Raw genomic sequence first — 25,280 nt, forward strand, 5'->3', positions numbered from 1 at the left:
CTAGGCGCCCACGACGACGGCATCCCCGAGGCGGTACCTGGCGATCACCTCCATGTCCGGCTCGATTCCCAGCCCGGGCCCGTCCGGCACCGACAGCCGCCCCTCGCGAGCGCGCACCGCATCGTGGTAGGGGCTTGCCTCCAGGGCGCCGAAGAAGAGCTCGAACGGCGCCGCAGGGGCAAACGCCGCTGCCAGATGCAGCGATGCAAGGTAGCCGGGGCCGAAATAGAAGCAGTGCGGTACGTACTCGACGGAATGTGCCCGTGCCACCGCTGCCGCTTGTGCCACGGCGGCGATGCCGCCGAACTTGATGACGCTGGGCTGGCAGACATCGAGCGCTCCGGCGTCGAACATGCTCGCCAGGTCGTGCACGCTCATCGCGTTCTCGCCGGCGGCGACAGGCATCGCCGTCGACGCGCGCACACGCGCCAGGCCATGCCGGTCTTCCGGCGGCCACACAGGCTCCTCGAGCCAGGCCAGGCGCAGCGGCTCCAGGGCACGGGCATGCTCGATCGCCTGCGACACGCTCCATGGGCAATTGGTGTCGAGTGCCAGCCAGGTGGTCTCGCCCGCGGCCCGGCGTGCGGCCGTCACGGCGTCAATCCGCTCCTCGTGCAACTTGATGTGCCTGAAGCCTTGGCCGAGTGCCCGCTCCACCGCTGCCGCGACCAGCGACGGCTCGCTGTACCGCAGCAGGCTTGCATAGGCCTCGAGCTCGCGTGGGGCGCCTGCGAGAAGGCAGGCGATGGGCTGCTTGGCCAGCTTGCCGGCGATGTCCCACAGCGCGATCTCGATGGCCGCCAGGGCATACGCCACCGGGCCCGTTCGGCCGTGGATGTGAAAGCGATGCTGCATCTCGAGCATCAGGGCGGTTCGGTCGGTTGCATCGCGGCCCACGAACGCCGGGCCTACCAGGGTGGTCAGCGCTGCCGACGTGGTCGGGCACGCGACATGGCCCCAGCCTTCACCCCAGCCATCCACGCCCTGGTCGGTGAGCACGTGCACGAAGAGGGAATCGACCGATGTCCAGTTCATCCCCGCGAATGCACGCGGTGCAGCGCCCATGTCGAATGGAACGCGAATCAGGTGAACCTCGATGCGGGCAATTTTCATCTCCACCTCGCAGCTGCATCAACGAAGGCCGGAGCCGGCGCCGCTGGCGCGGTCTGGGTGCGTTGGCCGTCCGGGAGCGAATCATGTCCACACCGGCTGACATCGTCGAGACCTACATCCGCGCCAAGGACGGCAACTGTCCGCACCTCACGGCGGCGCCGGTGACATGCCGTTCATTCCGGTGCCGGTGGCTTGTCGGGATGTCGCCTGGATCTCGATCCATGCCTGGCGCGGCGGCTGGTGATCACCATCGATCGGATGGAAGTCGCAGCCCCAACGGATCTGCCCGCCGTGATGGACTGGCTCGCCTGCCTGCCCTACCCGTGGTGCCCTCGGCTCCCCGATCGCCCTAGGCCAGGTCGACCACGACATTGCCTGTGAGCTTGCCGTCCTCGACGGCTTCGTGCGCAGCGGCGATCTCGTCCAGTCGCCAGCGTCCGCCGATCGTGTGGATGAGCTGTCCGGCCTTCAACATGCGAGACAGTCCTTCCACTGCCGCACGACGGGCATCAGCGCTCAACTCGTAGACGAGGAAGAAGTGAAGGCTGATGGATGCGAACAGCAGCATCCGATACGGGATCGGGATGTCGCCATGGGCGTTGGAGCCGTAGCTGACCAGCAACCCGTGCGGCGCCAATACGTCGTCGGACAGGAGCTGCGCGGTGGAAGAGAAGTCCATGTCGACGATCGCATCGACACCCCGGCCGCCGGTCAGGTCCTTGACACGCCGCGCCACCGGCTCGCGCTTGTACTCGATCGTCGCGTCCACGCCAGCTCGCGCGGCGTGCCGAGCCTTGTCTGCCGAGCCCACCGTGCCCAGCACGCGGGCACCGCCCAGCACCGCGATCTGGGCGGCGTAATGGCCGACTGCCGACGACGCGCCGATGACCAGGACCGTCTTGCCGTCAACGTCGCCCAGGAGACGCACCGCATTGAACGCCGTCATGGCCGGGATGCCCAGGCAGGCCGCAGCACCGTCATCGACGGTGTCGGGCAGCGGGACGGCCTGGTTCGCGGGCAGGACGATGAACTCGGCGGCAGTGCCCATCGGACGCTTCCACTGTCCGTTCCAGACCCACACCCGCTCGCCGATGCGTGCCGCCACACCGGAGCCGACCGAATCGATGGTGCCGGCGCCATCGCTGTGGGGCACGACACGCTCTGCCCCGAGGGGGCGGCTCTGCCGTGACTTGACATCGGACGGATTCACGCCTGACGTCGCCAGGCGAACACGAACCTCCCCCGGTCCCGGCTGCGGATCCGGCAGATCCCCGACCGTCAGCACCTCACGGGCCTTGCCGTTGCGCGTGTACCAAGCTGCACGCATTTCATCCTCGCCCCGTCGACCGCTGGATACTGAACCTTCCGGAACCGGCGCGCAACGGCGGGTGCCCAAATTCTGCGGTGTCTGCGCTGTCGTTCACCGTCCGTTCGCCGCACGCGAATGAGGTCCTCCACGGAGTTTCGCAGCGACAGGTGCGCGCTACACTGAAGCGCCTGCGGCTGATCCCGACCTCCACGGTGCAAGGATGGGGCAACGAGCCAATGCACTCGGCTTTGGGCCAGACATGCTTCGAGATTCCCATCCGAACAAATCCATCACGATCCACGACGTCGCGAAGGCCGCCGATGTCTCCAAGTCGACCGTCTCGTTGGTGCTGCAAGGCAGCCCGCTGATCCGCGACGAGACTGCCGAACGGGTGCGCGAAGCCGCGCGCAAGCTGGGTTACGTCTACAACCGGCGGGCCGCCGAGTTGCGGCGCCAGGCCTCCAACACGGTCGGTGTGGTCATCAACGACCTGATGAATCCGTTCTTTGCCGAAGTGCTCGTCGGCATCGAGCGCCGACTGGTGGATGCCGGCTACATCGTGCTGATGGCCCATACGCACGAAAGCCTGGACCGGCAGCGCAAGGTGCTGGCTTCGATGCGCGAGCAGAACGCCGCCGGACTCATCATCTGTCCCGCGTTCGACACCCCGCGGACGCTGACCAAGGAGGTGCAGGCCTGGGGCATCCCTCTCGTGGTGATGGTGCGTTCCCTGGGTGCGGGCAGCTACGACTACGCCGGCTCCGACAACGAGCGGGGCGTGCTGCTCGCCATGCGGCACCTCCTGGCGCGCGGCCACAAGCGAATCGGCTTTCTCGGGGGTCGCTCGGGCGTCGTGTACGAGCAGCGGCTGCGAGGCTACGCCGGCGCGCTCGAAGAGGCGGGCATTCGGCTCGACGAGCGTCTCATCATCGCATCCGACCCGAGTCGCCAGGGCGGAAGCGACGCCATGGCCGCGATGCTGAGGATCAAGCTCAAGATCACCGCGGCCGTTTGCTACAACGACATCACGGCATTCGGCGCGCTTGCAACCCTGGGCGAGCACGGTCTGCGGGCCGGAACCGATTTTGCGCTGATCGGATTCGACAACGTGCTTGCCGCTGCGCACTCGAACCCACCGCTCACGACGGTCGACATTCGGCCCGACGATCTGGGCGAGCATGCCGCTGCCGCACTGATGGCGCGCATTGAGAACCCTCAGTTGAAGCGCCAGGTGTACCTGGCGGAGCCCCGGCTCGTCCTGCGGCAGTCCGGCTGAGCTGCACGACGGCGGCGTCGCGGCAATCGACCCCATGGCGAGGCGATGGTTTGGCAGCCGGGCCGGGCAGTGCGGGGCAGCGCAGCGTGCGGCTGTGGCAGTCGTGGACCGCAAAAAAACGCCCGCGGCAAGCGCTGTTCACTTGCCGCGGGCAACCGCCCCTGGGAGAGGTCCCCGGGGCTCCCGCCGGCCAGGGCAAGGAGGCACGGTCCAGACCGCGGCTCCTGTGTCGAGGCGGGCTCGCTCAAACGATCAGAACCACATTTCGACTTGGGCGCCGTAGCTCGTGCCGGTGGTCTTGCCATCGCCGGCGCCGGTCACGCCGCCAGGGCCGGCGGCCGCATTGGCGGGCTGGTTCCATTTCGCGGTGGTCACATAGAGGCGCAGCTCGGGTCGGTTCCAGAAGCCGGGGCCGGTGGACAACGCGGGGCCAAACGTCAGCTTGGCCAGCTTCTGGGTGGGGCTGCCGTCGGGCTTCTTCTGCGAGTAGCCGGCCTCGGCGAGCAGCTTGAAGTTCTTCGATACCGCATAGGACGCGCGGCCGCCTACCGTCGTGGAGTCGGTCTTGAAGCCACCGACCTTGTCGTTCTGATACATCACCTGCGCTTGTCCACCCAGCGGGCCGAGCTGCCAGCTCAGGCTCTCGACGATGCGCCAGCTCTTCGCGTCCGAGTCGGCCGTGAGGCTGCCGAAGTTTCCGTCCAGCCCTGCCGATCCCTGCGCAAACTGAAGCCACAGGTTGTTGGCGCCTCCGAGCAACTTGTCCTGGGTGTGCTGAAGCGTCAGGCCGAACCCGCTCTTGCCTCCGGTGAAGTTGCCATCGGTGAACGTGCCGAGAATGCGAAGCTTGCCGTCGGGATTCACCGGCAGGCCGGAATAGTCCAGGTTCAGCCGGTTGCCGGACACGTTGGCATCGACATCGGTCTTGAAATAGGCGACGCCCAGGACACCGCTGCCGACGGGGATGTCCGCGCCGGCGCCGACGCCGCTGAGGTTGGTGTAGAAGGTGTCGACGATGTGCACATCGGCACGGCCGTAGAACCGCTTGCCGATCCAGAAGGTGGTCTGGGGGGCGATGTCGAAGCCCTTGCCTTCGGCATACATCTGATTGATGCCCACCCGCGCGTCACCGGTGTCGGTCTGCGGGTTGTACAGGTTGGTCATCAGCGCGGCCTTGTAGTCGACCCCGTCCTGCTTCAAGCCTTGCGAAAGCATGAATTCGCCGTAGATGTCGCACTCGTTGCCCAGGCGGTACTTGAGCCCCGGGCCGCCGAGCCCATAACAGGCGCGCGAGGAGTCCTTCTTCGAGGCCCCCGGCCCGGCACGGAAGTAGCCACCCCAGTCGACAGCCGCTGCCGGCCACGCCAGCGAGAGCAACGAAGTGGCAAGCGCCGTGCGGATCGCCAAATGGGTCGCGTTCAAGTGCATCAAGGTCTCCTTTGGTTGAGTGAGGGCCGACCGGCCCCGCGTGGCACGTCGACCTGAAAGGGCCGGACGCGGATTGGAACGTTCCAACGAACGTGAAAAAAAATGGGAGTCGTGTTCTCATGCCACGCGACTACTTGACAGCGGCCGCGCGCACGAGCCGGCCAATGGCCTCGTCGACTGTCAGCGCGTCGTTGTTCCAGAACTCGCTGACCACCGCTTGCAGCGCGGCTTGCGTGGTCGTGCCCGGCGCCATCCCGACGGCCACGGAGGGCAAGAGCGCGTGTACCTTCGCGCTGTCGTCGAAGTCTTTCCGCGAAGCCTTTGCGCAGTCATCGAAGCCGTCGAGCGGGATGTCCATGCGGACGGGGATCGATCCCTTGCGCTGGTTGAACTTTTGCTGAAACTCCGTGCCCAGCAGCACATAGGCCAGATAGCCCTGCGCCTTCTGCGCCTCCCAGTTCCTCAGCTGAAACATGGCGAAGGTGTCGACGACATAAGTGAACGCGTTGCCGCTGTCCCAGGCCGGCGTGCACGAGAAGTGGGTGCCCGGCTTGCGACCCGCGGCAATGAACTCGCCCTTCGCCCAGTCGCCCATGAACTGGAAGGCAGCCTTGCCCTGGATGACCATGTCGGTGGCGGCATTCCAGTCGCGCCCGCGCGACTTGTCGTCCACATAGGGCTTCAGCTGTCGGAACGCCTGGAGCGAGCGCCGCATTTCGCTGGCGGACAGCGCCGCCGGCTCGAGCTGGACGAATGCGCGCCGATAGAGGTCGGCTCCGGCGACGCCAAGCGCGACCGACTCGAACAGGATGAAGTCCTGCCATGGCTGCCCGCCGTGGGCGACGGCGACAAAGCCGGCCGATCGTGCTTTCTCGGCGGCCACGAGGAACTGGTCGAAGCTGGACGGGGGCGCCTGGACGCCGGCCTTGCGCAGCACGTCGAGGTTGGACCATAGCCAGTTGGCGCGATGAATATTCACTGGAACCGCGACGTAGCTTCCCTTGTGCTTGACGTGTTCCTGCACGACCTCGGGCAGCACCTTGTCCCAGTGTTCGAACTGCGCCATCGAGTCGAGCTTGGCCAACGCACCCATCGACGCCCACTCCTGGACCGCCGGGCCCTTGATGGACGCCGACGACGGCGAATGGCCCGCCATCACCCGCTGCTTGAGCGCGGTCATGGCGTTGCCGCCGGCGCCGCCGACGACGGCGAAGTCTTTCCAGGTGTGACCCCGCACAGCGATCAACGCCTTGAGCTCAGCCAACGACTTGGCCTCGCCGGGCGATGTCCAGAAGTGCAGCACCTCGACCTCGCCGGCCACGGAAGGCGGTGCACACAGGGACAGTGATAGCGCCAAGCCGGCGAATGCAACGACGATTCGCTCCATGATCGAACGGACTCCCCAGAACGTTCTTGAACGGACAGGCTCATTATTGGAACGTTCCAATAAAAACACAAGGCAAGAGTGGGCATTCCTAGGGAAACCTCGGGGAGACGGGTGTGCAGCACTGGCTCGCGTTGTGAACAATGCCGCAGCGCATCGCGTACGCATGTCGTTGCACGAGTCGCCTGGGTGCTCGAAGAACAGCACCGTCTTGCTTGGCAATCGCTTGGAGCCTCAGTTCAGTCGTGGTTGATCGCTTTCAGCAGACCGAGCGCGCCACGTTTGTCTTCGAACGTGGCAATGCATGCAACCCGGACCGACGACGGCGATGTGACGATGCGAGTGAGCCGCCATCGAACCGGGGCATGCCCGTGGTCATGCGGGCTCGATCAGGATGGCCCGGAAGTCGTTGATGTTGGTGAATGTCGGCCCTGTGTGCAGCAGCGCGCGGGTGGCCTCGAGCGGAGTGGCGCTGTCGTTGTCGTCCAGATGCAGGCGGGGGTCCAGGCCCAGCGCGCGCACCTGACGCAGGAAATCGGGCACCAGCCATGCCCCGGCTGCACCAGCGCGGCCATCCAGGCCATCGGTGCCGGCGGAGAGCGCGTATATGCGGTCGGCACCCGTTCGGCCCTCGAGTGCCATGCCGAGCGCGAGGATGAACTCCGTGTTGCGTCCGCCGCGACCGCCGCCGCGCACGGTGACGGTGGTTTCCCCGCCGGACAGGATGACGCAAGGCGCTGCAAAGGGAGCGCCCCGCGTCGCCACCCCGAGCGCGATGGCTGCGTGCGCCTTGGCGAGCTCGCGTGACTCGCCTTCCATGGCATCCGAAAGAATGTGGCAGGCCATTCCGCGTTCGGCGGCGAGCCGCGCGGCCGCTCGCAAGCCGTCCCAGGCGCTCGCGATCAGTTTGTGCTCATGGCCCGCCAACCGCGGATCTGCAGGCTTGACGGATTCCCATTCGCCCCGCGAGAGCGCGGTGCGCACCAGGGGCATGTCGTCCAGTGCGTAGCGGCGCAACACCGCGAGCGCGTCAGCGCAGGTGGAGTGATCGGGCAGGGTCGGTCCCGAGGCCACCAGCGCGGGGTCGTCGCCCGGAATGTCCGAGATGACCAGCGAGACGACATGCGCGGGATGGGCCTGCGCCGCCAGCCGTCCTCCCTTGATCGCCGAAAGATGCCTGCGCACCGTGTTGATCTCGGCGATGGTGGCGCCGCGACCGAGCAACTCGCGCGTGATGCGTTGCTTGTCGGCAAGCTCGAGCCCCGGGGCGGGGAGGGCGCACAGCGACGAGCCGCCGCCGGAAACGAGCGCGATGACGAGGTCGCTGGAGGTCAATCCCGTCACGGCGTCGAGCAGCAGACGAGCGCCGGCGACGCTGCGCTCATCGGGCACCGGGTGGCTCGCCTCGTGCATTCGAATGCGTGTCGACGGCAGCGCGGCGCCCTCGGGCACGACCACCACGCCGTTCATCGGTCCCGACCAGTGGTCGTCGATGGCGCACGCCATCGCAGCGGCTGCCTTGCCGACACCGACGACGACCGTTCGTCCTCGGGGCGGCGGGGGCAACTGCGTCGGCACGACCCGCATCGGGTCGGCCGCGACGAGCGCGGCTGCGTAGAGATCGACCAGCAGCTGGATCTGGGGTGGCCCCGATGCAGCCACGGACTTCATGCGTTGATGCCCGCGGCCACCGACAGAAAGCGCTTCATGCGCAAGGTCGCAAGCTCCGGATCGGCCAGCACGCCGCAGTCGTCGGCCAGCTGGAACACGCGCGCGTAGTGGGCAACGCCGCGCGCTGATTGCGCGCCGCCGGCCATGGAGAAGTGATCCTGATGGCCGTTGAGCCAGGCGAGAAACACCACGCCCGATTTGTAGTGACGGGTCGGTGCTCGAAAGATCTCGCGCGACAGTTCCACCGTGGGGTCGAGCAATTCACGGTAGCGGAACGCGTTGCCGGCCGCCAGGGCGCTGAGCGCGACGGAGGCCACCGGCGCGATGGCATCGAAGATGCCGAGCAATGCGTGCGAGTAGCCCTGCGCGTCGCCTGCGATGAGTTCGGCATAGTTGAAGTCGTCGCCGGTGTACATCTTCACCCCGGCAGGAAGCCGGCGGCGCAGCGCGAGCTCCCACTTGGCGTCGAGCAGCGATACCTTGATGCCCTCGATCTTGCGGGCATTGTCGGCAATGAGCTGCGCCACGGTGTCGAGGGCCGTCGCGATGTCGGTGGAGCCCCAGTATCCGCGCAGGGCAGGGTCGAACATCTCGCCCAGCCAGTGGAGAACCACGGGTTGCGAGACTTCGCGCAGGAGCCGTGAATACAGCTCGAGATAGTCCTGCGGACCCCTGGCCACCCGCGCGAGGGCACGACTGGCCATCAGGATCACGCGACCGCCTTCGGCGTCGACGACACCGATCTGCTCGCGGTACGCCGCCTCCACCTGACCCAGCGTCACCTCGGGCCCCGGCGGGAGTTGATCGGTGCCGGCGCCGCAGGCCAGATCGCCACCGACGCTGCGTGCATGGCGGATGCTGCGTTGGATCAATTCGCGCGCGACCGGCCAGTCGACGCCCATGCCACGTTGCGAGGTGTCCATCGCCTCCGCGACCTTGAAGCCGAGCCGGTAGAGATGCTCGCGAAAGGCGAGCGTGGTGTCCCAGTCCACGCGAGGGGACGCGTCCCACGGATCGAGATTGGCGACGGGATCGACCACCACGTGCGCTGCTGCGTACACGGTGCGGTTGAACTTCGCCGGCCCGTGCGGGCGCACCGGCTCGGCCTTGAGGTAGTGGGTCTTGAGGGAGCCATCGGACTGCGGCAAACGAATTTGCATGATGAGTTCGGGATTTCAGGCCGGACGCCGGCCCAGGATGTGATCGGACGCCTTCTCGGCGACCATGATGGTTGGCGCGTTGGTGTTGCTGGACGGAAGCAGCGGCATCACCGATGCATCGACGATGCGCAGCCCGTCGAGGCCGATCACCCGCAGGTCTGGGGCGACGACGCTTCGCGGGTCATGAACCGGTCCGATGCGGCAGGTGCCGACGGGATGGTGGTCGGTCTTGGCGTTGCGGCAGGCGTAGTCGAAGAGGTCCTGATCGCTCTGCGAGCGCGGTCCTGGAAGAACCTCGTTCTTCACGTAGCGCTTCAGCGCGGGCTGGCTGAGGATCTCGCGCGCCAGCCGCAGGCCTTTGATCGCCATCTCGCGATCGTGCGGATCGGCCCAGTAGTTGGGGTCGATCAGCGGCGCGGCCGCGGGGTCGGCGCTGGCCAGGCGAACGGTCCCGCGGGAGCGTGGCCGCAGGTACGCGGTGTTCAGCGTCACGCCGGCGTTGCCGAGCTTGGCCATGCCGGCTTCGATGCCCGAGCCCAGGCCGAGGTGGAACTGGATGTCCGGCGACCGATCCCTGCGCTCCTTGTCGGCAAACCAGAAGCCACCGGTTTCGAAGAGGCTCGAGGCGACCGGCCCCTTCTTCAGCAGGAGATACTGGAGACCGGCCCACAGCGCATGGTGTGGCTGGTTGTATTTGTCGTAGGTGTGGTCACCGGTGCACTCCGCGATCGCGAAGAGGTCCAGGTGGTCCTGCAGGTTCTCGCCCACTCCAGGGAGGTCATGCAGGCAGTCGACGCCCACCGACTCGAGATGCCGGGCAGGCCCGATGCCCGATTGAAGGAGCAGCTTGGGAGAGCCGATCGCGCCGGAAGAGACGATCACCTCGCGGCTCGCCGTCACGACCTCCGGTGTGCGACTGGTGCCATTGACCAGTTCGACGCCGACGGCCCGGCCGTTCGCCACGCGCAGGCGCAGCGCGTGCGCCTTCAGCCGGACCGTGAGGTTGGGACGATGGCGCACCGGTGCGACGAACCCGATGGCGGCCGACGATCGACGCGCCCCGAGTTGAGTCAGCTGGTAGTAGCCCAGCCCTTCCTGGCAGGCGCCGTTGAAGTCCTGGTTGAACGGAATGCCGAGTTCCTGGCCGGCCTGGAAGAAGGCTTCGCAGATCGGCAGCGGGCTGACCGGATTGGAGACGCCCAGCGGGCCGCCATAGGCATGGAACTCGTTGGCGTAGCGCTGGTTGTTCTCGGAGCGCTTGAAGTACGGAAGCACCTCCTTGTAGCCCCAGCCGGTGGCACCGGCCCGGCTGACCCACTCGTCGTAGTCGGCCGGCACGCCGCGCGTGTAGATCTGCGCGTTGATCGAGGACCCGCCTCCGATCACCTTGGCCTGGGTGAAACGCAGGACGCGGCCCTGGAGGTGCTGCTGAGGCACGGTGTGCCAGCCCCACGAACCGATGCCGCGCGTCATCTTGGCGAAGCCGGCGGGCCAGTGGAAGAAGGGATGCCGGTCCGCGCCGCCGGCTTCGAGCAGCAGCACCTTCACGGCCGGATCGGCGCTCAGCCGGTTGGCCAGCACGCAACCTGCGGAACCGCCCCCGGCGATGATGTAGTCGTAGGTCTCCATGGTCACAGGCGTTGAATCGACAGGGCGCCGTCGACGTTGATGACGCTGCCGGTTGCGAACGCGAGACGCCCGCCGGCCAGCGCCGCAACGGCACAGGCAACGTCCGCCGGCTCACCCCAGCGTCCCATCGGCACCAGGCCGTTGGCGATGCGCTGGTCGTAGTGCGACGCCACCCCTTCGGTCATCGGCGTGCGGATCACCCCCGGGCGCACTTCGAAGACGCCCACGCCCAGCGCCGCCAGACGCAACGCGAACAGCTTGGTCACCATGGTCAGGCCGGCTTTCGAGACGCAGTATTCGCCGCGCTCCGGGGAAGCCATCTCGGCGCTGACCGACGACACCGTGACGACGGTGCGCGCGGCATCGCTGCGCGTGGCCGCCATGTGGCGTGCGACCGCCTGGGTGAAGAAGAAGGTGCCGCGCAAGTTGATGTCGAGGGCGCGGTCGTAGTTCAGCGCAGTCACGTCGAGCAGATCGCCTCGCTGTACCGCCGGCACGCCGGCGTTGTTGACCAGGCAGGCGATCGGCCCGCCCCAGGCGACGATGCGCTCGACAACGGCCGCGTGACTGTCGATGGCCGACAGGTCGGACTCGAACAGCGCGCCCCGGCGTCCCCGCGCGGCGATCGCATCCAGCGTGGCTTCGGCGCCGCCCGTGTCGATGTCGGTGATGGCCACGTCGAAGCCGGCCGACGCCATTTCGATGGCGATCGCGGCACCGATCCCGCGCCGTGCGCCGGTGACCACCGCGAGCGGCGAGGTGCTCATTGCCGCACCTCGTGGCGCAGGTGGTGGCCGACGCGAAGTGCCTGTGCGGCGACGGTGAGCGCCGGATTGACGGCGGCCGACGACGGAAAGAAGCTGGCGTCGACGACGTAGAGGTTGTCGTGGTCCCAGGCCTTGCATAGCGGGTCGAGCGCCGATGTGGCCGGGTCGTTGCCGAATCGCACCGTGCCGCACTGGTGGGACACGACGTCGGTACCGAAGGGCGCGGACAGCACGAGGGGGTAGCCGGTGCGGCGCAGGATCTGCTTGCACTTCTGCACCCAGCGGCGGTGCGCGGCGAGGTTGCTTCGGTGCCAATGCAGGTTGATCGCGCCGTCGGGCCGAAGCGTGATGCGGCTGTCGCGGTGCGGCAGGTCTTCGCTCTGCGCATACCAGTCGACACTGCGGTCGGCAAGCGCCTTGCGCGCCATCCGGGGGATCCACGGCAGCCTGCCGCGCAGCATGGGCTCGCGAATCTTGCCCAGGAGCTGGAGGCTGCCGAGCGGCTTGCCGGCGTCGCCGTCGCCGAAGTAGAAGTCGTGCACCGCCAAGGTCTTGGGGAAGCGGGTGGCGTTGACCCGCCACGGATGCAATGCCATCAGGGCGGAGGTGTTGTGCGTCATGTAGTGTCTTCCGACAGCGTCGCTGCTGTTGGCCAGCCCGCGCGGATTCTGGTTGTTGGCCGACCTCAGCAGCAGGGCGGCGGAGTTGATGGCGCCTGCGCTCACCACGACCAGGCCCGCGCCGACGATGCGCACCACACCATGCTGCTCGACTTCCACACCGACGATGCGGCGGCCACTCCGGTCGGTGAGCAGGCGATGCACGCAAGCCCCTGGGCGCAGTTCGACGTTGCCGCCGCGCAGCGCGGGCCGCAGCAGCTTGATCTCGGCGTCGCCTTTGGCGTCGATCATGCAAGGGAAGGCGTCGCAGTTGGAGCAGCGCTGGCATCGGCCGTGCACGCCGAAGTCAACGGTGCTCGGCATGGGAAAAGGCCGGAGTCCCTGTTCGCGCAGCCGGTGCTCGATCCTCTCCAGCAAAGGCTCGTGCGGAACGGGAGGTTGCGGAAACGCGCTGCTGCGCGAGGGCTCGGTCGGGTCGATCCCGGCGCGGCCGTGCACGCCGAACAATCGCTCCGCCTCGGCATACCAGGGCTCGAGCGTCGCGTAGGTGATGGGCCAGGCCGGCGAGGTGCCTTCCTCGTGCTGGACCTCATCGAAGTCGCGTTCGCGAAACCGAAACATCGCCGTGCCGAACACCTTGGTGTGGCCGCCGACGAAATAGAACATGCCGGGCCGGAAGGGGCGGCCGTCGGCGTACCAGGTTTCAGTGGTGTGGTAGCGGCGCTCGCAGAACAGCGACTCCGGATCCCAGTTCTGCGGCTCTCGGGGCAGCTCGGGCCCGCGCTCGAGTACCAGCACGCTGGCACCGGTGCCGGCGAGCTGCAGCGCGACCGAGCTGCCGCCGACTCCGGAGCCGACGATGACGACGTCGAATACTTCCGGTCGCATGGTGCTCAATCGATCAGTGTTTCGTGCCTCGCGTCGAAGCACACGAGCTTGGAGAGATCCACGAGGAAGCGCGCCGTGTGGCCGGGACGCAGGGGCACCTGCGGATCCAGCCGGGCAGTGAGCTCCTGGGCGCCCACCTCCAGAACGACCAGCGTGTCGGCTCCGGTGGGTTCGATGACCTCGACCCGGGCGTCGAAGAATCGCTGCGAGGCACTGGCCGCCATGCCGTCGCGGTACATCGAGATGGCTTCCGGACGGATGCCGGCAATCACCTCCGTGCCGTGGACAGCGGTGAGCGAGCGTGGGACGACCTCCGGCGGCAGCTCCAGCACGACACCTGCGGCCTTCCCCGCAGCGATGGTGAGCGACGTGCGGTGGTCTGCCGAGGCGACGCGCGCCTTCAGCAGGTTCATGCGCGGCGATCCCATGAAGCCGGCAACGAAGGTGTTGGCGGGTCGGTTGTAGACCTCGTACGGGGTGCCGAGCTGCTGCAGCACGCCGCCTTTCATGACGGCGATGCGGGTGGCCAGCGTCATGGCCTCGATCTGGTCGTGCGTGACATAGACGATGGTCGCCTTCAGCCGCTGATGCAGCTTCTTGATCTCGGTGCGCATGTCGACGCGCAGCTGGGCATCCAGGTTGGAAAGCGGCTCGTCGAAAAGATAGAGCTGAGGCTCGCGCGCCAGGGCGCGGCCGATGGCGACACGCTGGCGCTGGCCGCCCGACAATTGACGCGGCTTGCGATCGAGAAGGTGCTCGATCTGCAGCAGCTTGGCCACGGAGTTCACGCGTTCGATGCGGTGTGCCTTGTTCACCTTGCGCATCTCCAGCGGAAATTCGATGTTCTTCGCCACCGTCATGTTCGGGTAGAGCGCATAGGACTGGAAGACCATCGAAATGTTGCGGTCCGCGGGCGGAACCTGCGTGATGTCGCGACCCTGCAGTCGCAGCATGCCGGCCGTGGGTTGCTCCAGCCCGGCAATGAGATTCATCAGCGTGCTCTTGCCGCAGCCCGAGGGGCCGACAAGGACAAGGAATTCGCCATCCTGCAGCGAGATGGAAATGTCGTGCAGGATCTTGATGGGCCCGAAGCTCTTCTGAACGTTGATGAGGTCGAGTGAAGCCATGGCAGTGCTCTCTAGCCTTTGACCGAGCCGGCCATGAGGCCGCGCACGAAATATTTGCCGGACATCAGGTAGACGACCAGCGTGGGCAGGGCGGCGATGAAGGCGCCGGCGAAGTGGACGTTGTATTCCTTGACCCCGGTGCTGCTGTTCACGAGGTTGTTGAGGGCCACCGTCAGCGGATAGGAGCTGTAGTCGCTGAACGAGGCGCCGAACAGGAATTCGTTCCAGATGTTAGTGAACTGCCAGATGACGGTGACGACGATGATGGGCGTGCTGTTCGGCAGCAGGATGCGGCACCACACGCCGAAGAAGCCGGCACCGTCCATCCGCGCCGAGCGGATGAGCTCGCCCGGAAAGGCGTCGTAGTAGTTGCGGAAGAACAGCGTCGTGAAGCCGATGCCGTAGACGACGTTCACGAACACCAGACCCTTCACCGTGCCCGCCAATCCGAGAACGCCGAGTGTCTTGGCCATCGGGATCAGGACGATCTGATAGGGAATGAACACCGAGAACAGCATCGCAGCGAACAGCAGGTGGGCGCCGCGGAAGCGGTATTGCGTGAGGATGTAGCCGTTCAGGGCGCCGATCAGCGTGGAGATGACGACAGAGGGAACCACCAGCAGGAACGAGTTGATGAAGTACGGCTTCAGACCGGTCGGTTGCACGCCGATCTGTGCGGTGCTCCAGGCGGTGCGCCAGGGCTCCAGCGTCCAGGTGAGCGGCAGCGACATCAGGTTTCCGCTGCGGATCTCGTCCAGAGGCTTCAGCGAGTTGACGACCATCACGTAGACGGGCATCAGGAACATCCCGGCCAGCACGACCAGGAGTGCATACAGCACGATGCGCGAGACGCTGATCCGCGTCGTCGTGCCGGCGGCGTCCTGTGTGCGGACGGCGAAATGCGCGCTTGCTTCAGCCGCCATGCTTCACCTTCTTCATTTCGCTGTAGAGATAGGGCAGGACGACGGCAGCGATCGCGAGAAGCATCAAGACAGAGCTTGCCGCGCCGACCGCCATTTCGTTGCGCGTGAAGGAGTACTGGTACATGAACACCGACGGCAACCAGGTCGATCGCCCGGGACCCCCGTTGGTGAGCGCGATGACCAGGTCGTAGGACTTCACGGCCATGTGCGCAAGGATCACGAACGCCGAGACGAACACCGGGCCGAGTTGCGGGATCACGATCCTCAGGTAGATCTGCCAGGCCTTCGCGCCATCGACGCGTGCGGCGTTGATCTGCTCGGTGTCGACGCCGCGCAGGCCGGCGAGGAACATCGCCATCACGAAGCCGGCCGTCTGCCAGACCGCCGCAATGACGACGCAGTAGATCGCCAAATCGCTGTCCTTGATCCAGCTGAACGAGAAGCCCTCCCAGCCGAGCGAGTGCACCGTGCGCTCAAGACCGACGCCGGGATCGAGCAGCCACTTCCACGCGGTGCCCGTCACGATGAACGACAGCGCCATCGGGTAGAGGAAGATCGACCGGAACGCGCTTTCGGCGCGGATCTTCTGGTCGATGAGGATGGCCAGTCCCAGGCCCAGCGCGAGCGCGCACAGGATGTACATGCCCGCGAACACCTGCAGGTTCGACAAGGACACCGACCAGTTCTCGAGCGACAGGAGGCGCGTGTAGCTGACAGCGCCGGCCCACTCGTACTGCGGCATCAGGGTCGAAGGTGTGAACGACAGATAGAACGTGAAGGCGATGAAGCCGTACACGCACACCAGCACCAGCAGGGCGCTGGGCGAGATGAGCAATCGGGGCAGGGCGCCGGCACGCATAGGTCACTTTCTCGAGTACGGCTTGGTTTCTGGGTTGCCCGGTGCGGCGTGTCGGCACAAGCCAAGGAGCACACCTCGTTGTGCCGCGAGCGGGTCTGGCACTGCCGACGCAAACTCGCCATGCGGCTTCGTGTTCACGTCGGCATCCGGGCAACGCCAGGGTTACGGATCGTTCAGTTCTTGACCGCCGCGACGAGCTCGGCGACAGCCTTCTTGTCGTCGAGTTGACCGTTGAAGTGGCGCGTGATCACGTCGTAGATCGCGTTCTTGATCGATGCCGGCACGGCATGACCATGAGCGATCGATCCGACGAGCGTGTTCTTGGCGCTGGCCTCGGCCAGGTCCTTCATGCCCTTCTTGCCGCAGGCGTCGAATGCGGCGTCCGGCACGTCGGTGCGTGCGGGAACCGAGCCCTTCACCACGTTGAACGCGGACTGGAAGGCCGGATCCATGATGGCGCTGGCCAGCTTGGCCTGTGCGGCCGCCTTGTCGCCACCGAGCTTGAACATGGCGAATTGGTCGGAATTGAACGAGACCGTGCCCTGCGAACCCGGCACGCGGAAGCACAGGAAGTCCGTGCCGGGCACCTTCTTGGCATTGAGGAACTCGCCCTTGGCCCAGTCTCCCATGATCTGGAAGCCGGCCTTTCCGCTGATCACCATGCCCGAGGCCACGTTCCAGTCGCGACCCGAGAAATCCTTGTCGACCAGCTGCCGCAGCTGGCTCATGCGCTGGAAGACCTGCAGGGTGGTCGGTGAATTCAGCGCTTTCGCGTCGAGTTCGATGAAGGCCTTGCGGTAGTAGTCGACCCCTCCGGTGACGAGCACGATGCCGTCGAACACCGTCGCCTCTTGCCACGGCTGGCCGCCGTGGGCCAGCGCGACGAATCCGGCCTTCTGCACCTTCTTGGCGGCTTCGATGAACTCATCCCAGGTCTTGATGTCGCCGGTGACGCCCGATTTGGTCAGCACGTCCTTGTTGGCCCAGACCCAGTTCGTCGAGTGAATGTTCACCGGCACTGCAATCCACTTGCCGTCGTACTTGGAGAACTTCTGCAGCGCCTGGGGCACGTTCTTGTCCCACTGCTCCTTGGCTGCCACGGCGTTGAGGTCGGCGAGCACCCCTTGCTTGGCCCAGTCTCGGATGTCGTAGCCCATGCTCTGCATCGTGGTCGGCGGGTTGCCCGAGGTGACGCGCGCGCGCACCGCGGTCATTGCCGCCTCGCCCCCTCCGCCGGCCACCGGCATGTCGTTCCACTTGACGCCTTGCTTCTCGAGGTTGGTCTTCAGCACGTTCAGCGCCGTGGCCTCGCCGCCTGAAGTCCACCAGTGCACGACTTCGACGCTGAGCTGTTGTGCTGCAGCCGGCATCGCCATGGCGGCGGCAAGCGCCAGGCTGGTGAGTTGCTTGTTCATCTGCTGTCTCCTTTTGGAAGGGTGGTGGGGACTGACGACTCAGCGATTCGGCACGTACCAGTCGGTGCGTGGACCGAGATGCATGTGCAGAGTCTTGGTTTCGGTGTAGTCCTCTGTCGCGAAACGACCGAGCTCGCGGCCGATGCCGCTCTCCCGGTAGCCGCCGAAGGGCAGCTCGGCGTGCCCCTCGAGGAATGTGTTGACCCACACGGTGCCGGCCTTGATGCGACGCGCGGCGCTGAGGCAGGTGGTGAAGTCGCTGCTCCAGACCGCGGCCGACAGGCCGTACAGGGTGGAGTTGGCGAGCTGCACCGCCTCATCGAGCGTTTCGAACGTGAGCACCGATAGCACGGGACCGAAGACTTCCTCCCGCGCGATAGCCATGTCGGGCGTGACGCCGGTGAGCACGGTGGGCTCGATGTACAGGCCGGGCATCGCGAGGCGGGAGCCGCCGAGTGCAACGGTGGCACCGTCGCGACGAGCGTCGTGGATGTGGGCGAGGATGGTCTCGAACTGCTTGTCGGTCGTGATCGCGCCGACCTGCACGCCGGTGGCCAGCGGATCGCCGACCCGAACGCGCTTGGAGCGCTCGACGACCGCGGCTGCGAACTTCTCGGCGATCGATGCCTGCACCAGCACACGGCTGCCGCTGTTGCAGCACTGACCGGCGTTGAAGTAAATGCCGAACACCGTGGCGTCCACCGCCGCCTCCCAATCGCAGTCGGCGAAGACGATCTGGGGGTTCTTGCCGCCGAGCTCCATGGAGACCTTCTTGAGGGTCTGCGCCGACGCGGCGACGGCCTGCTTGCCGACGGTGGTGGAACCCGTGAACGACAGCATGTCGACCTGCGGATGCTTGACCATCACATCGCCGACCACGCTGCCGGGTCCGACGAGGATGTTCACGGCGCCGGGCGGCACACCGGCCTGGTGGAGGATCTCGGCGAGCATCACCGTCGTGCCGGATGTGAACTCGGAGGGCTTGACCACCGCAGTGCAGCCCGCGGCGAGCGCGAAGGGCAGCTTCTGGCTGACGATGAGGAACGGGAAGTTCCACGGGGTGATGATGCTGACGACCCCGATCGGGTCGCGCAGCACGACGCCGAGCGTGTGTTCGCCCAGGGTGTTGTAGCTGTCTCCGTGCAGATTGCGCGCCAGCGTGGCGGCGTAGTGCCACAGATCGGCCGCGCCGTCGACTTCGGCCAGCGACTGCGCGAGCGGCTTGCCGTTCTCCAGTGTTTCGAGCAGCGCGATCTCCTGCCGGCGCGCGAGGATGCCCTCGGCCACGCTGCGCAGGATGCGGGCCCGCTCGGCCCCTTTCATGCGGGGCCAAGGGCCCTCGTCGAAGGCACGGCGGGCGGCTGCAATGGCACGCTCGGCGTCGACCTTGCCGGCCTTGGCATAGACGGCCACCACGTGATCGTGGGCGGGCGACTTGCGCTTCAGCATGCTGCCATCGAGCGCATCGGTCCAGGCACCGTCGATGAAGAGCTTGCCGCGGAACGGGGCGCGCGCCAATACGTCGCTGGCGTTCGGGGTGTCGGTGAGGATCATGGTGGTGAAAAGGGATCGGGTTCAGGAGCCGCGGTAGCGCGGCGGGCGCTTTTCGCGGAAGCTTTGGATGCCCTCGGCGGCATCCTGGGTGAAGGCGGCCAGCGCGCCGGCCATGGACTCCAGCGCCGCGTCGGTCGCTTCACCGCCGGCCGCGTTCACGAGCTGCTTCGTCAGCTGCAGTGCGACCGGCGCCCGAGCGGCGAGCTCCTGCGCCAGGGCCATGGCGCGGGGGGCGAGTTCGACCACGGGGACGACTTCGTGCACCAGACCCGTGTGCAGGGCTGCAGCGGCGTTCATCCGGCTGCCGCTCAATGCGAGGTACTTGGTGCGGCTGGTGCCCAGCATGCGGGCAAGACGCTGCGATCCGGACCAGCCGGGGCATGTCGAAATGGATGCTTCGGGCAGCGCAAATTGCGCGTGATCGGCCGCGAGACGGATGTCGGCGGTGATCGCGAGCTCGAGACCGCCACCGAAGGCATGGCCGTTGATGGCGGCGACGACGGGCTGGCGCAACTGGGCCCATTGGTCGAACACCTGATGGCCGCGGCGGACCCAACGGCGCCACATGTCGAGCGGCTGTAGCGCGGCCCATTCGTTGATGTCGGCCCCGACGCAAAACGCCTTGTCGGTGGCGCTGGTGAGCACGACGATGCGGACGGCCGGATCGGAGTCGATCGAGCGAGCGGCCGACTCGAGCTCGTCGAGCATGGCCGGCGTCAGCGCGTTGAGCTTGGCAGGCCGCGCCAGCGTGACGACCGCGACGTCTTCGTGGCGACGAATCTGAACGAGCAACTCAGTCACGCCGGCTCTCCCGGGGCTTGAGCTGCAGACCAAAGACGCCCTCGGCGAACAGCGACGCCTTCATGGGCTTCACCTGGGGCGCGACGCGCAAGGGAAACTCGCACTGATCCAGCACGTCGCGCTGAAGATCGACGCCGGGTGCCACCTCGCGCACGACCAGCTCGCCCTCGTGCAATTCGATGACGCAGCGTTCGGTGACGTAAAGGACCTTCTGCCCGCGCTCGCAGCCCATCGAGCCGCTGAAGGTGATGTGGTCGGCGCCCCGCACGAACTTGCGCTTGCCTTCGGAGAGGATCTTCAGCTTGCCGTCGCCCACTTCCAGCCTGGCGCCGGCAGTGAAGAAGCCCGAGAACACCAGGCGCCGTGCATGCGCCGTGATGTCGACGAAGCCGCCGCAGCCGGCGGTCAGGTAGGGCTTGCTGGCCAGCCGGGAGACGTTGACGCTGCCGCTCGCGTCGACCTGGAGAAACGACAACAGGGCGATGTCGAAGCCGGCACCCTGCAGGTACGTGAACTGGTTGGGGGCGGGAATGATGGCATCGGCGTTGGACGCGCACCCGAAAGCGAAGCCGAGCAGCGGCATGCCGCCGACCGCGCCTTGTTCGATCGCCCAGGTCACTTCGCCATGCAGGCCTTCCTCGAGCAGGATGCGCGGCACGTTGGCCGAGATGCCGAATCCGAGGTTGGCGGCATCGCCGTGCGCCAGTTCCATCGCGGCGCGGCGCGCAATCACCTTCTCCGGGCTCCACGCCTGGTACTCGAAGCGCGACAGCGGCTCGATGATTTCACCGCTGATGGCGGGGTCGTAGAGGGTTTGCGTCGTCTGGCGCTGTTCGGGGTCGACGATGACGTGATCGACCAGGTTGGCCGGCACGTGCACGTCGTGCGGTCGCAGTGCGCCGTATTTCACGACGCGCTTCACCTGGGCGATGACGATGCCGCCGTTGTTGCGGGCGGCCAGCGCGAGGTCGAGGTTGCCGAGCAGCGCGCCCTCGTGCTCATAGGTGAGGTTGCCGCGTTCGTCCGCGGTGGTGGCGCGAACGATGGCGATACGAGGCACGACGGCAGGGAAATAGAGCCAGTCGCGACCGTCGAAACGCTCGCGGCGCACGACCGGGTGGGCGGCCGCGGCATCGTTCATCGCGCAGCCTTGCTGCTGCGGGTCGACGAAGGTGCCCAGCCCGACCGAGGTGAGGACGCCCGGGCGGCGTGCAGCGGCGTCGCGATGCATGTCGAACAGGATGCCGCTCGGAATGTTGTAGGCCTCGAGCTGGTTGTCGATGACCATGCGCCAGATGGCCGGCATCGGCAGCGAAGACGGACCGCTCGGATAGGAGCCGGCGAGGATTCGGGTCAGCAGTCCGGGCCGGGCGAGGTGGTCGATGCCCTTGATGCCGTACATGTCGCCGGCAGCGATGGGACAGAGTGCGGTGAGCTTTCTTGGCGCGCCTTCACGTTCGAAGCGATCGCCGATCGCGGCGAGCATCTTGTCCGGGCACCCCAGGCCGCTCGACGAGCTGATGCTGAGGACATCGCCGTCTCGGATCAAGGCTGCGGCCTGTTCCGCAGAGATGACTTTGCTCATGGACGACTTTCAGGCGAAGGGATCGGAGATGCGCGCCGCCGTGCCGGTTCGGCATGCATCGGCGATGGCCAGCGCTGCGGCAAGCGACCGCACACCGTCCTCGGCAGTGGCGGCGGCTGCGCCTTTGCCCTGCATGGCGGCGCAGAAGGCTGCCACGCCGCGCACGTAGAGGTTTTCGTGCTCGAGGGGCACCGGCTGCTCGCCGTCCGAATTGCGCAGAACGACGGTGCCGACCGGGCGCTGGGTCATCACGTCGCGCGCGACGATGGAGCCCTCGGTGCCGTGAACCTCGAGGCCCGTGCCCGCGTGCTTGACGGTGAATGCGTCGTGGATCTGCGCCAGCACGCCGTTGTCGAAGCGCAGCACGGCCATGACGCCGTCTTCGAGACCGTGGCGGGAGAGCGAGCCGAAGTGGGGCAGGGCGACGGCCTCCACGGGCTCGGCGCCCAGGATGAAGCGCAGCGTGTCGGCGTCGTGGACGGCGATGTCGAGGATGACGCCGCCACCGGCCTGGGGCTTGTCAAGCCGCCAGCCCTGCAGGTGAGGCGGGAGGTGGACGGCGTGGAATACCCGGGCGAACAGCGGCTTGCCGATCGCGCCCGATTGCACCAGCTCGCGGATGCGGCGGTGGCTGGCGGCATTGCGCAGATGGTGATTGGTGGCCATGACGACGCGGGCGCGGCGACACGCACCGACCATCGCGAGCGCGTCATCGACTGTCAGGGCGAGGGGCTTTTCACACAGCACGTGCTTGCCGGCCTGCGCGGCGGCGAGAACCTGTTCACGGTGCAGCTCGTTCGTCGTGCTGATGTAGACCGCTTGCACGCCGGGGTCTGCCAGCAGGGCCGCGACGCTGTCGCAAGACCGCTCGATGCCCAGCTCGGTGGCGAAGCTGCGGGCACGCTCCGCATTGCTGCTGGCGACGGCCACCACCTCGTGGCCGGCCTGCGCGCGAATCGCCTCGACCATCCATTGGCGGGCGATCGTGCTGGCGCCGATGAGGCCCCAGCCGGTTCGGGATTGGGTAGGAGTCACGGGAGTGCGGTACTGCTGATGGAGCGATGGTCAGAATTATTGGAACGTTCCAACTGGAAGTCAAGGCGAGCTGCCTCGGGGAAACACCTATCAACGTTTCGCAGGTCCTGCGTCAGCCCGAACGGCGCAGCATCAGGCGTGGCTTGGCCAGGTAGATCTGGCGTTCCACCGAGGGCTGGGCAATGCGCGCCATCAACGCAGCGGCAGCCTGTTCGCCGAGGTCCCCGGGGTGGATGTCGACGGTGCTGAGCGGTGGATTGGAGTGGGCGGCGTCCGAGACGTTGTCGAACCCGATCAGCGCGAAATCGGCCCCCGCGCGCAACCCTTGCTCGCCGAGGGCGGCGAGCGCACCGAACGCGGTGATGTCGTTGTAGCAAACGGCCGCTGTCGGGCGGGGATCGATCCGAAGGGTCCTGGCCATCGCGTCGCGTCCGCCACCGCGGCCCGGGTCGGCCTCGATCACGAGCTGCGGGTCGAAGGGAATGCGGGCGGCCGCGAGCGCCTTCCTGTAGCCGCGCAGCCGCTCGGCATATGCGGGGCCCGTGCGGCCGCCGAGAAAGGCGATGCGCCGGTGACCTGTGTCGACGAGGTGGCGCGTGGCCATGCGCACGCCGCACTCGTTGTCGGAGCCGGCGTAGTCGTAGGCGCCCGCGCCGAGCGAGCGCACCATGACGACCAGCGGAATGCCCCACGGCAGCAACTCGTGCGGCAGCGAGCGTGGCGTGCCGAGGGCCGGGCACAAGAGGATGCCGGCGGCGTGGTGCTCGCGCATCGACTGCAGCACGCGGCGCTGCCGGTCCGGGCTTTCCTGCGCATGCGCCATCAGCACGATGTAGCCCGCATCCATCAGCCTGCGCTCCACCCCGGCGAGCAGCTCGGCGAAGAATGGATTCATCAGGTCGTTGATGACCACCCCGATCATGTTGGACGACTGGCGCCGCAGTTCCGCGGCGCGCCGGTTGTACACATACCCCAGCTTGTGCGCGGCTTCGCGCACGCGCTCGGCGGTCTCGTCGCGCACCAGCGGGCTGCCCTGGAGCACCAGGGAGACCGTGGACTTGGAAACGCTGGCTTCTTCGGCGACGTGATGGATGGTGACGGGGCGTGGGTATCGGACGGACGGCGCCATGTGCTCCCTGGGGTGGCTTTTGCGGCCCCGGGATTATTGGATCGTTCCAGCGCATCCGGCAACCGTGGGCCCGGCCGGGCTTCGGGGTCGCAGTGCGCTTGTTCACGAGGGGGTCCCGCCTTCGCGCCCGATCGCCCACCCCCGCGCACGACTATGGCGCCGTGGAAGACCGGCTGGGCAGCAGGAAGGACCTCTCCGCATAGCCGCCCGACAGGTCGCCGGGCTCATTGCCGATGTTGGCGATGACGGTATAGCCCTCCAGCGCGAGCCGGGCACGTTCCGGCGCCTTGAAGGTCGACGGCGATGCGGTGGCCAATTCGTTCGGCCTCAGCACGAGTCCGGCCCAGTCGCGGTATCCGGCATCGCTCAGCTGCTTGACGGTGGCCGCACGTTGCGCCTCGGGGCGGGCGGCCACGAAGAAGATGGACACACCCTTCTGCCGCGCCGCGTTGTAGAAGGCGAGCACGGGCGCGACCGCCCGCATTTTCCTGTCGGCGCTCCATGGAGCGGTGCCGGCGGAGGCTGGGTCCACCGGGTGAATCGCCGTGTCGTCGATGTCGAGCACGATGGCAGGGTTTCGCACCTGCGGCGCGCGCTGCAGCAAGTAGGCAAGGGCCGCGGTGGCCACCGCTTCCTGATCGCCCGCGATCGTTGCGCGCGCAGTCACGGCGGGAGGCACCTCGGCGCTCGTGGAGGCACGCGCCGCCGGGCCGCATTCGTCAGAAGCGTAGGCACTGTTCAGCAATGCGGCCAGCCGCATGCCGCCGAGCGCCAGCTGCTGGTCGAGCAACGGCAGCGTCGCGGCGTAGTAGCGCTCGTCGATCGTGCAGTCCGCCGGAATCAACCGGTCGTTCCAGACCAGACGTGCGACGCCGTGGGACTGCAGCGCCCAGTTCAGCGCGGAGTCTGGCTCGACACGTTCGTGCAGGCTCTGGTGCCGGAGCAGGCTCGCCTCGAGCCGCTCGACGTAAGCCCCCCAGGACCAGGTGGTGCGTTCGATCAGCACGACATCCCAGAGCGCGTGCAGGTTGGTGTCGGGCGGCAGCTGGCAGTCGCCGCGGCAGGTCTGTCCACGAATCGCGCCGCGCAGCATGAACTCGTTGCCGCCGCGATAGCCGCCGACCGTGTGCAGCGGCTGGTGGATGTCGCCGACCAGGTGCACGGCGAACAGCAGCGCCTCGCGCCTGGCCTCGTCCGAAGCCGCGCAGCGAAGCTGCGACTGCAGACTCGACACACGCTTGACGACGCAGTCGCCGTTGGCAGTCGACTTGCAGTCGCGGGATTCGACATAGGTGGTTTCGCCGAGCGGAATGTCGACGAAGTGCCAGTTCGACGTTTCCTTTCGCTCCGATCGCGTGTCGTCGGCCCAGCTCGCCACGGAGGCCAGCGAAGTGCCCGGCCCGAGCAGCCGCGACACCATGGCGGCCGCCTGCGGGGTCAGCCTTCGCTGGGCGATCTCGGCGACGATGGAGTGGCCCTCCGCCCCGAAACCGTAGGCTTCTGTCGCGGATAACAGAATGGCCGCTAACAGCGAGAACAGTACGGTCCTGATGAACATCGCGTTGTCCCTCTTCAAGTTCAAGCACGCCGGTTCGATGCGCATGGCC

The 25,280-nt window shown here is 66.9% G+C and carries 20 protein-coding genes; 1 reads left to right on the forward strand and 19 read right to left on the reverse strand.

Annotation, left to right across the window (positions count from 1 at the left end; all coding sequences use genetic code 11):
* Together P7V53_RS03985 and P7V53_RS03990 are read right to left on the reverse strand one after the other, a co-directional pair.
* Positions 1-1,113 carry a mandelate racemase/muconate lactonizing enzyme family protein gene (locus tag P7V53_RS03985; protein ID WP_280154182.1) on the reverse strand — a complete coding sequence of 371 codons (1,113 nt, stop codon included), beginning with the start codon at positions 1,111-1,113 and terminating at the stop codon, positions 1-3.
* A 349-nt stretch (positions 1,114-1,462) separates the two neighbouring features.
* The gene (locus P7V53_RS03990) at positions 1,463-2,509 is read right to left on the reverse strand and encodes an NADPH:quinone reductase (RefSeq protein ID WP_280154183.1); all 1,047 of its coding nucleotides are present in this window, start codon (positions 2,507-2,509) and stop codon (positions 1,463-1,465) included.
* A 172-nt stretch (positions 2,510-2,681) separates the two neighbouring features.
* On the opposite strand from P7V53_RS03990, the gene P7V53_RS03995 reads away from it, so the two are divergent.
* Complete coding sequence (locus tag P7V53_RS03995) at positions 2,682-3,698, forward strand: LacI family DNA-binding transcriptional regulator (protein WP_280154184.1); 1,017 nt, start codon at positions 2,682-2,684, stop codon at positions 3,696-3,698.
* Between the two features lie 252 nt (positions 3,699-3,950).
* On the opposite strand, the gene P7V53_RS04000 is transcribed toward P7V53_RS03995, so the two are convergent.
* The 17 genes from P7V53_RS04000 to P7V53_RS04080 form a co-directional block, all read right to left on the reverse strand.
* Complete coding sequence (locus P7V53_RS04000) at positions 3,951-5,126, reverse strand: carbohydrate porin (protein WP_280154185.1); 1,176 nt, start codon at positions 5,124-5,126, stop codon at positions 3,951-3,953.
* 130 nt (positions 5,127-5,256) lie between these two features.
* Positions 5,257-6,732 carry an ABC transporter substrate-binding protein gene (locus P7V53_RS04005; protein ID WP_348273459.1) on the reverse strand — a complete coding sequence of 492 codons (1,476 nt, stop codon included), beginning with the start codon at positions 6,730-6,732 and terminating at the stop codon, positions 5,257-5,259.
* Positions 6,733-6,885: 153 nt separating this feature from the next.
* Positions 6,886-8,181 (reverse strand): glycerate kinase, encoded by a 1,296-nt coding sequence (locus tag P7V53_RS04010; RefSeq protein ID WP_280154186.1) that lies wholly within the window; start codon positions 8,179-8,181, stop codon positions 6,886-6,888.
* Positions 8,178-9,341, reverse strand: coding sequence for a dihydrodipicolinate synthase family protein (locus P7V53_RS04015; RefSeq protein ID WP_280154187.1), 1,164 nt, complete (start codon positions 9,339-9,341; stop codon positions 8,178-8,180). Before P7V53_RS04015 ends, P7V53_RS04010 begins: the two co-directional genes overlap by 4 nt.
* 15 nt (positions 9,342-9,356) lie before the next feature.
* Complete coding sequence (locus tag P7V53_RS04020; protein WP_280154188.1) at positions 9,357-10,970, reverse strand: GMC family oxidoreductase N-terminal domain-containing protein; 1,614 nt, start codon at positions 10,968-10,970, stop codon at positions 9,357-9,359.
* Between the two features lie 2 nt (positions 10,971-10,972).
* Complete coding sequence (locus tag P7V53_RS04025) at positions 10,973-11,737, reverse strand: 3-ketoacyl-ACP reductase (protein ID WP_280154189.1); 765 nt, start codon at positions 11,735-11,737, stop codon at positions 10,973-10,975.
* Positions 11,734-13,245: a GMC family oxidoreductase gene (locus P7V53_RS04030; RefSeq protein WP_280154190.1), complete on the reverse strand. Its 1,512-nt coding sequence runs from the start codon at positions 13,243-13,245 to the stop codon at positions 11,734-11,736. Before P7V53_RS04030 ends, P7V53_RS04025 begins: the two co-directional genes overlap by 4 nt.
* 5 nt (positions 13,246-13,250) lie before the next feature.
* Positions 13,251-14,372, reverse strand: coding sequence for an ABC transporter ATP-binding protein (locus tag P7V53_RS04035; protein ID WP_280154191.1), 1,122 nt, complete (start codon positions 14,370-14,372; stop codon positions 13,251-13,253).
* An 11-nt stretch (positions 14,373-14,383) separates the two neighbouring features.
* Positions 14,384-15,178, reverse strand: coding sequence for a carbohydrate ABC transporter permease (locus tag P7V53_RS04040; protein ID WP_280156429.1), 795 nt, complete (start codon positions 15,176-15,178; stop codon positions 14,384-14,386).
* 106 nt (positions 15,179-15,284) lie between these two features.
* Positions 15,285-16,154: a sugar ABC transporter permease gene (locus P7V53_RS04045; protein ID WP_280154192.1), complete on the reverse strand. Its 870-nt coding sequence runs from the start codon at positions 16,152-16,154 to the stop codon at positions 15,285-15,287.
* A gap of 173 nt (positions 16,155-16,327) precedes the next feature.
* The gene (locus P7V53_RS04050; RefSeq protein ID WP_280154193.1) at positions 16,328-17,569 is read right to left on the reverse strand and encodes an ABC transporter substrate-binding protein; all 1,242 of its coding nucleotides are present in this window, start codon (positions 17,567-17,569) and stop codon (positions 16,328-16,330) included.
* 39 nt (positions 17,570-17,608) lie between these two features.
* Positions 17,609-19,123: an aldehyde dehydrogenase family protein gene (locus P7V53_RS04055; RefSeq protein ID WP_280154194.1), complete on the reverse strand. Its 1,515-nt coding sequence runs from the start codon at positions 19,121-19,123 to the stop codon at positions 17,609-17,611.
* Between the two features lie 21 nt (positions 19,124-19,144).
* Positions 19,145-19,924, reverse strand: a complete 780-nt coding sequence (locus tag P7V53_RS04060; protein ID WP_280154195.1) for an enoyl-CoA hydratase-related protein — start codon at positions 19,922-19,924, stop codon at positions 19,145-19,147.
* A complete protein-coding gene (locus P7V53_RS04065) occupies positions 19,917-21,509 on the reverse strand; it encodes a malonate decarboxylase subunit alpha (RefSeq protein ID WP_280154196.1) in 1,593 nt (530 codons plus the stop codon). Before P7V53_RS04065 ends, P7V53_RS04060 begins: the two co-directional genes overlap by 8 nt.
* Positions 21,510-21,518: 9 nt before the next feature.
* Positions 21,519-22,544 (reverse strand): Gfo/Idh/MocA family oxidoreductase, encoded by a 1,026-nt coding sequence (locus P7V53_RS04070; RefSeq protein WP_280154197.1) that lies wholly within the window; start codon positions 22,542-22,544, stop codon positions 21,519-21,521.
* Positions 22,545-22,656: 112 nt separating this feature from the next.
* The gene (locus P7V53_RS04075) at positions 22,657-23,673 is read right to left on the reverse strand and encodes a LacI family DNA-binding transcriptional regulator (RefSeq protein WP_280154198.1); all 1,017 of its coding nucleotides are present in this window, start codon (positions 23,671-23,673) and stop codon (positions 22,657-22,659) included.
* A gap of 151 nt (positions 23,674-23,824) precedes the next feature.
* The gene (locus P7V53_RS04080; protein WP_280154199.1) at positions 23,825-25,276 is read right to left on the reverse strand and encodes a S1/P1 nuclease; all 1,452 of its coding nucleotides are present in this window, start codon (positions 25,274-25,276) and stop codon (positions 23,825-23,827) included.
* Between the last annotated feature and the right edge of the window lie 4 nt (positions 25,277-25,280).

The sequence above is a fragment of the Piscinibacter sp. XHJ-5 genome, from assembly GCF_029855045.1.
In the GTDB taxonomy this organism is placed as follows: Bacteria; Pseudomonadota; Gammaproteobacteria; order Burkholderiales; family Burkholderiaceae_C; genus Albitalea.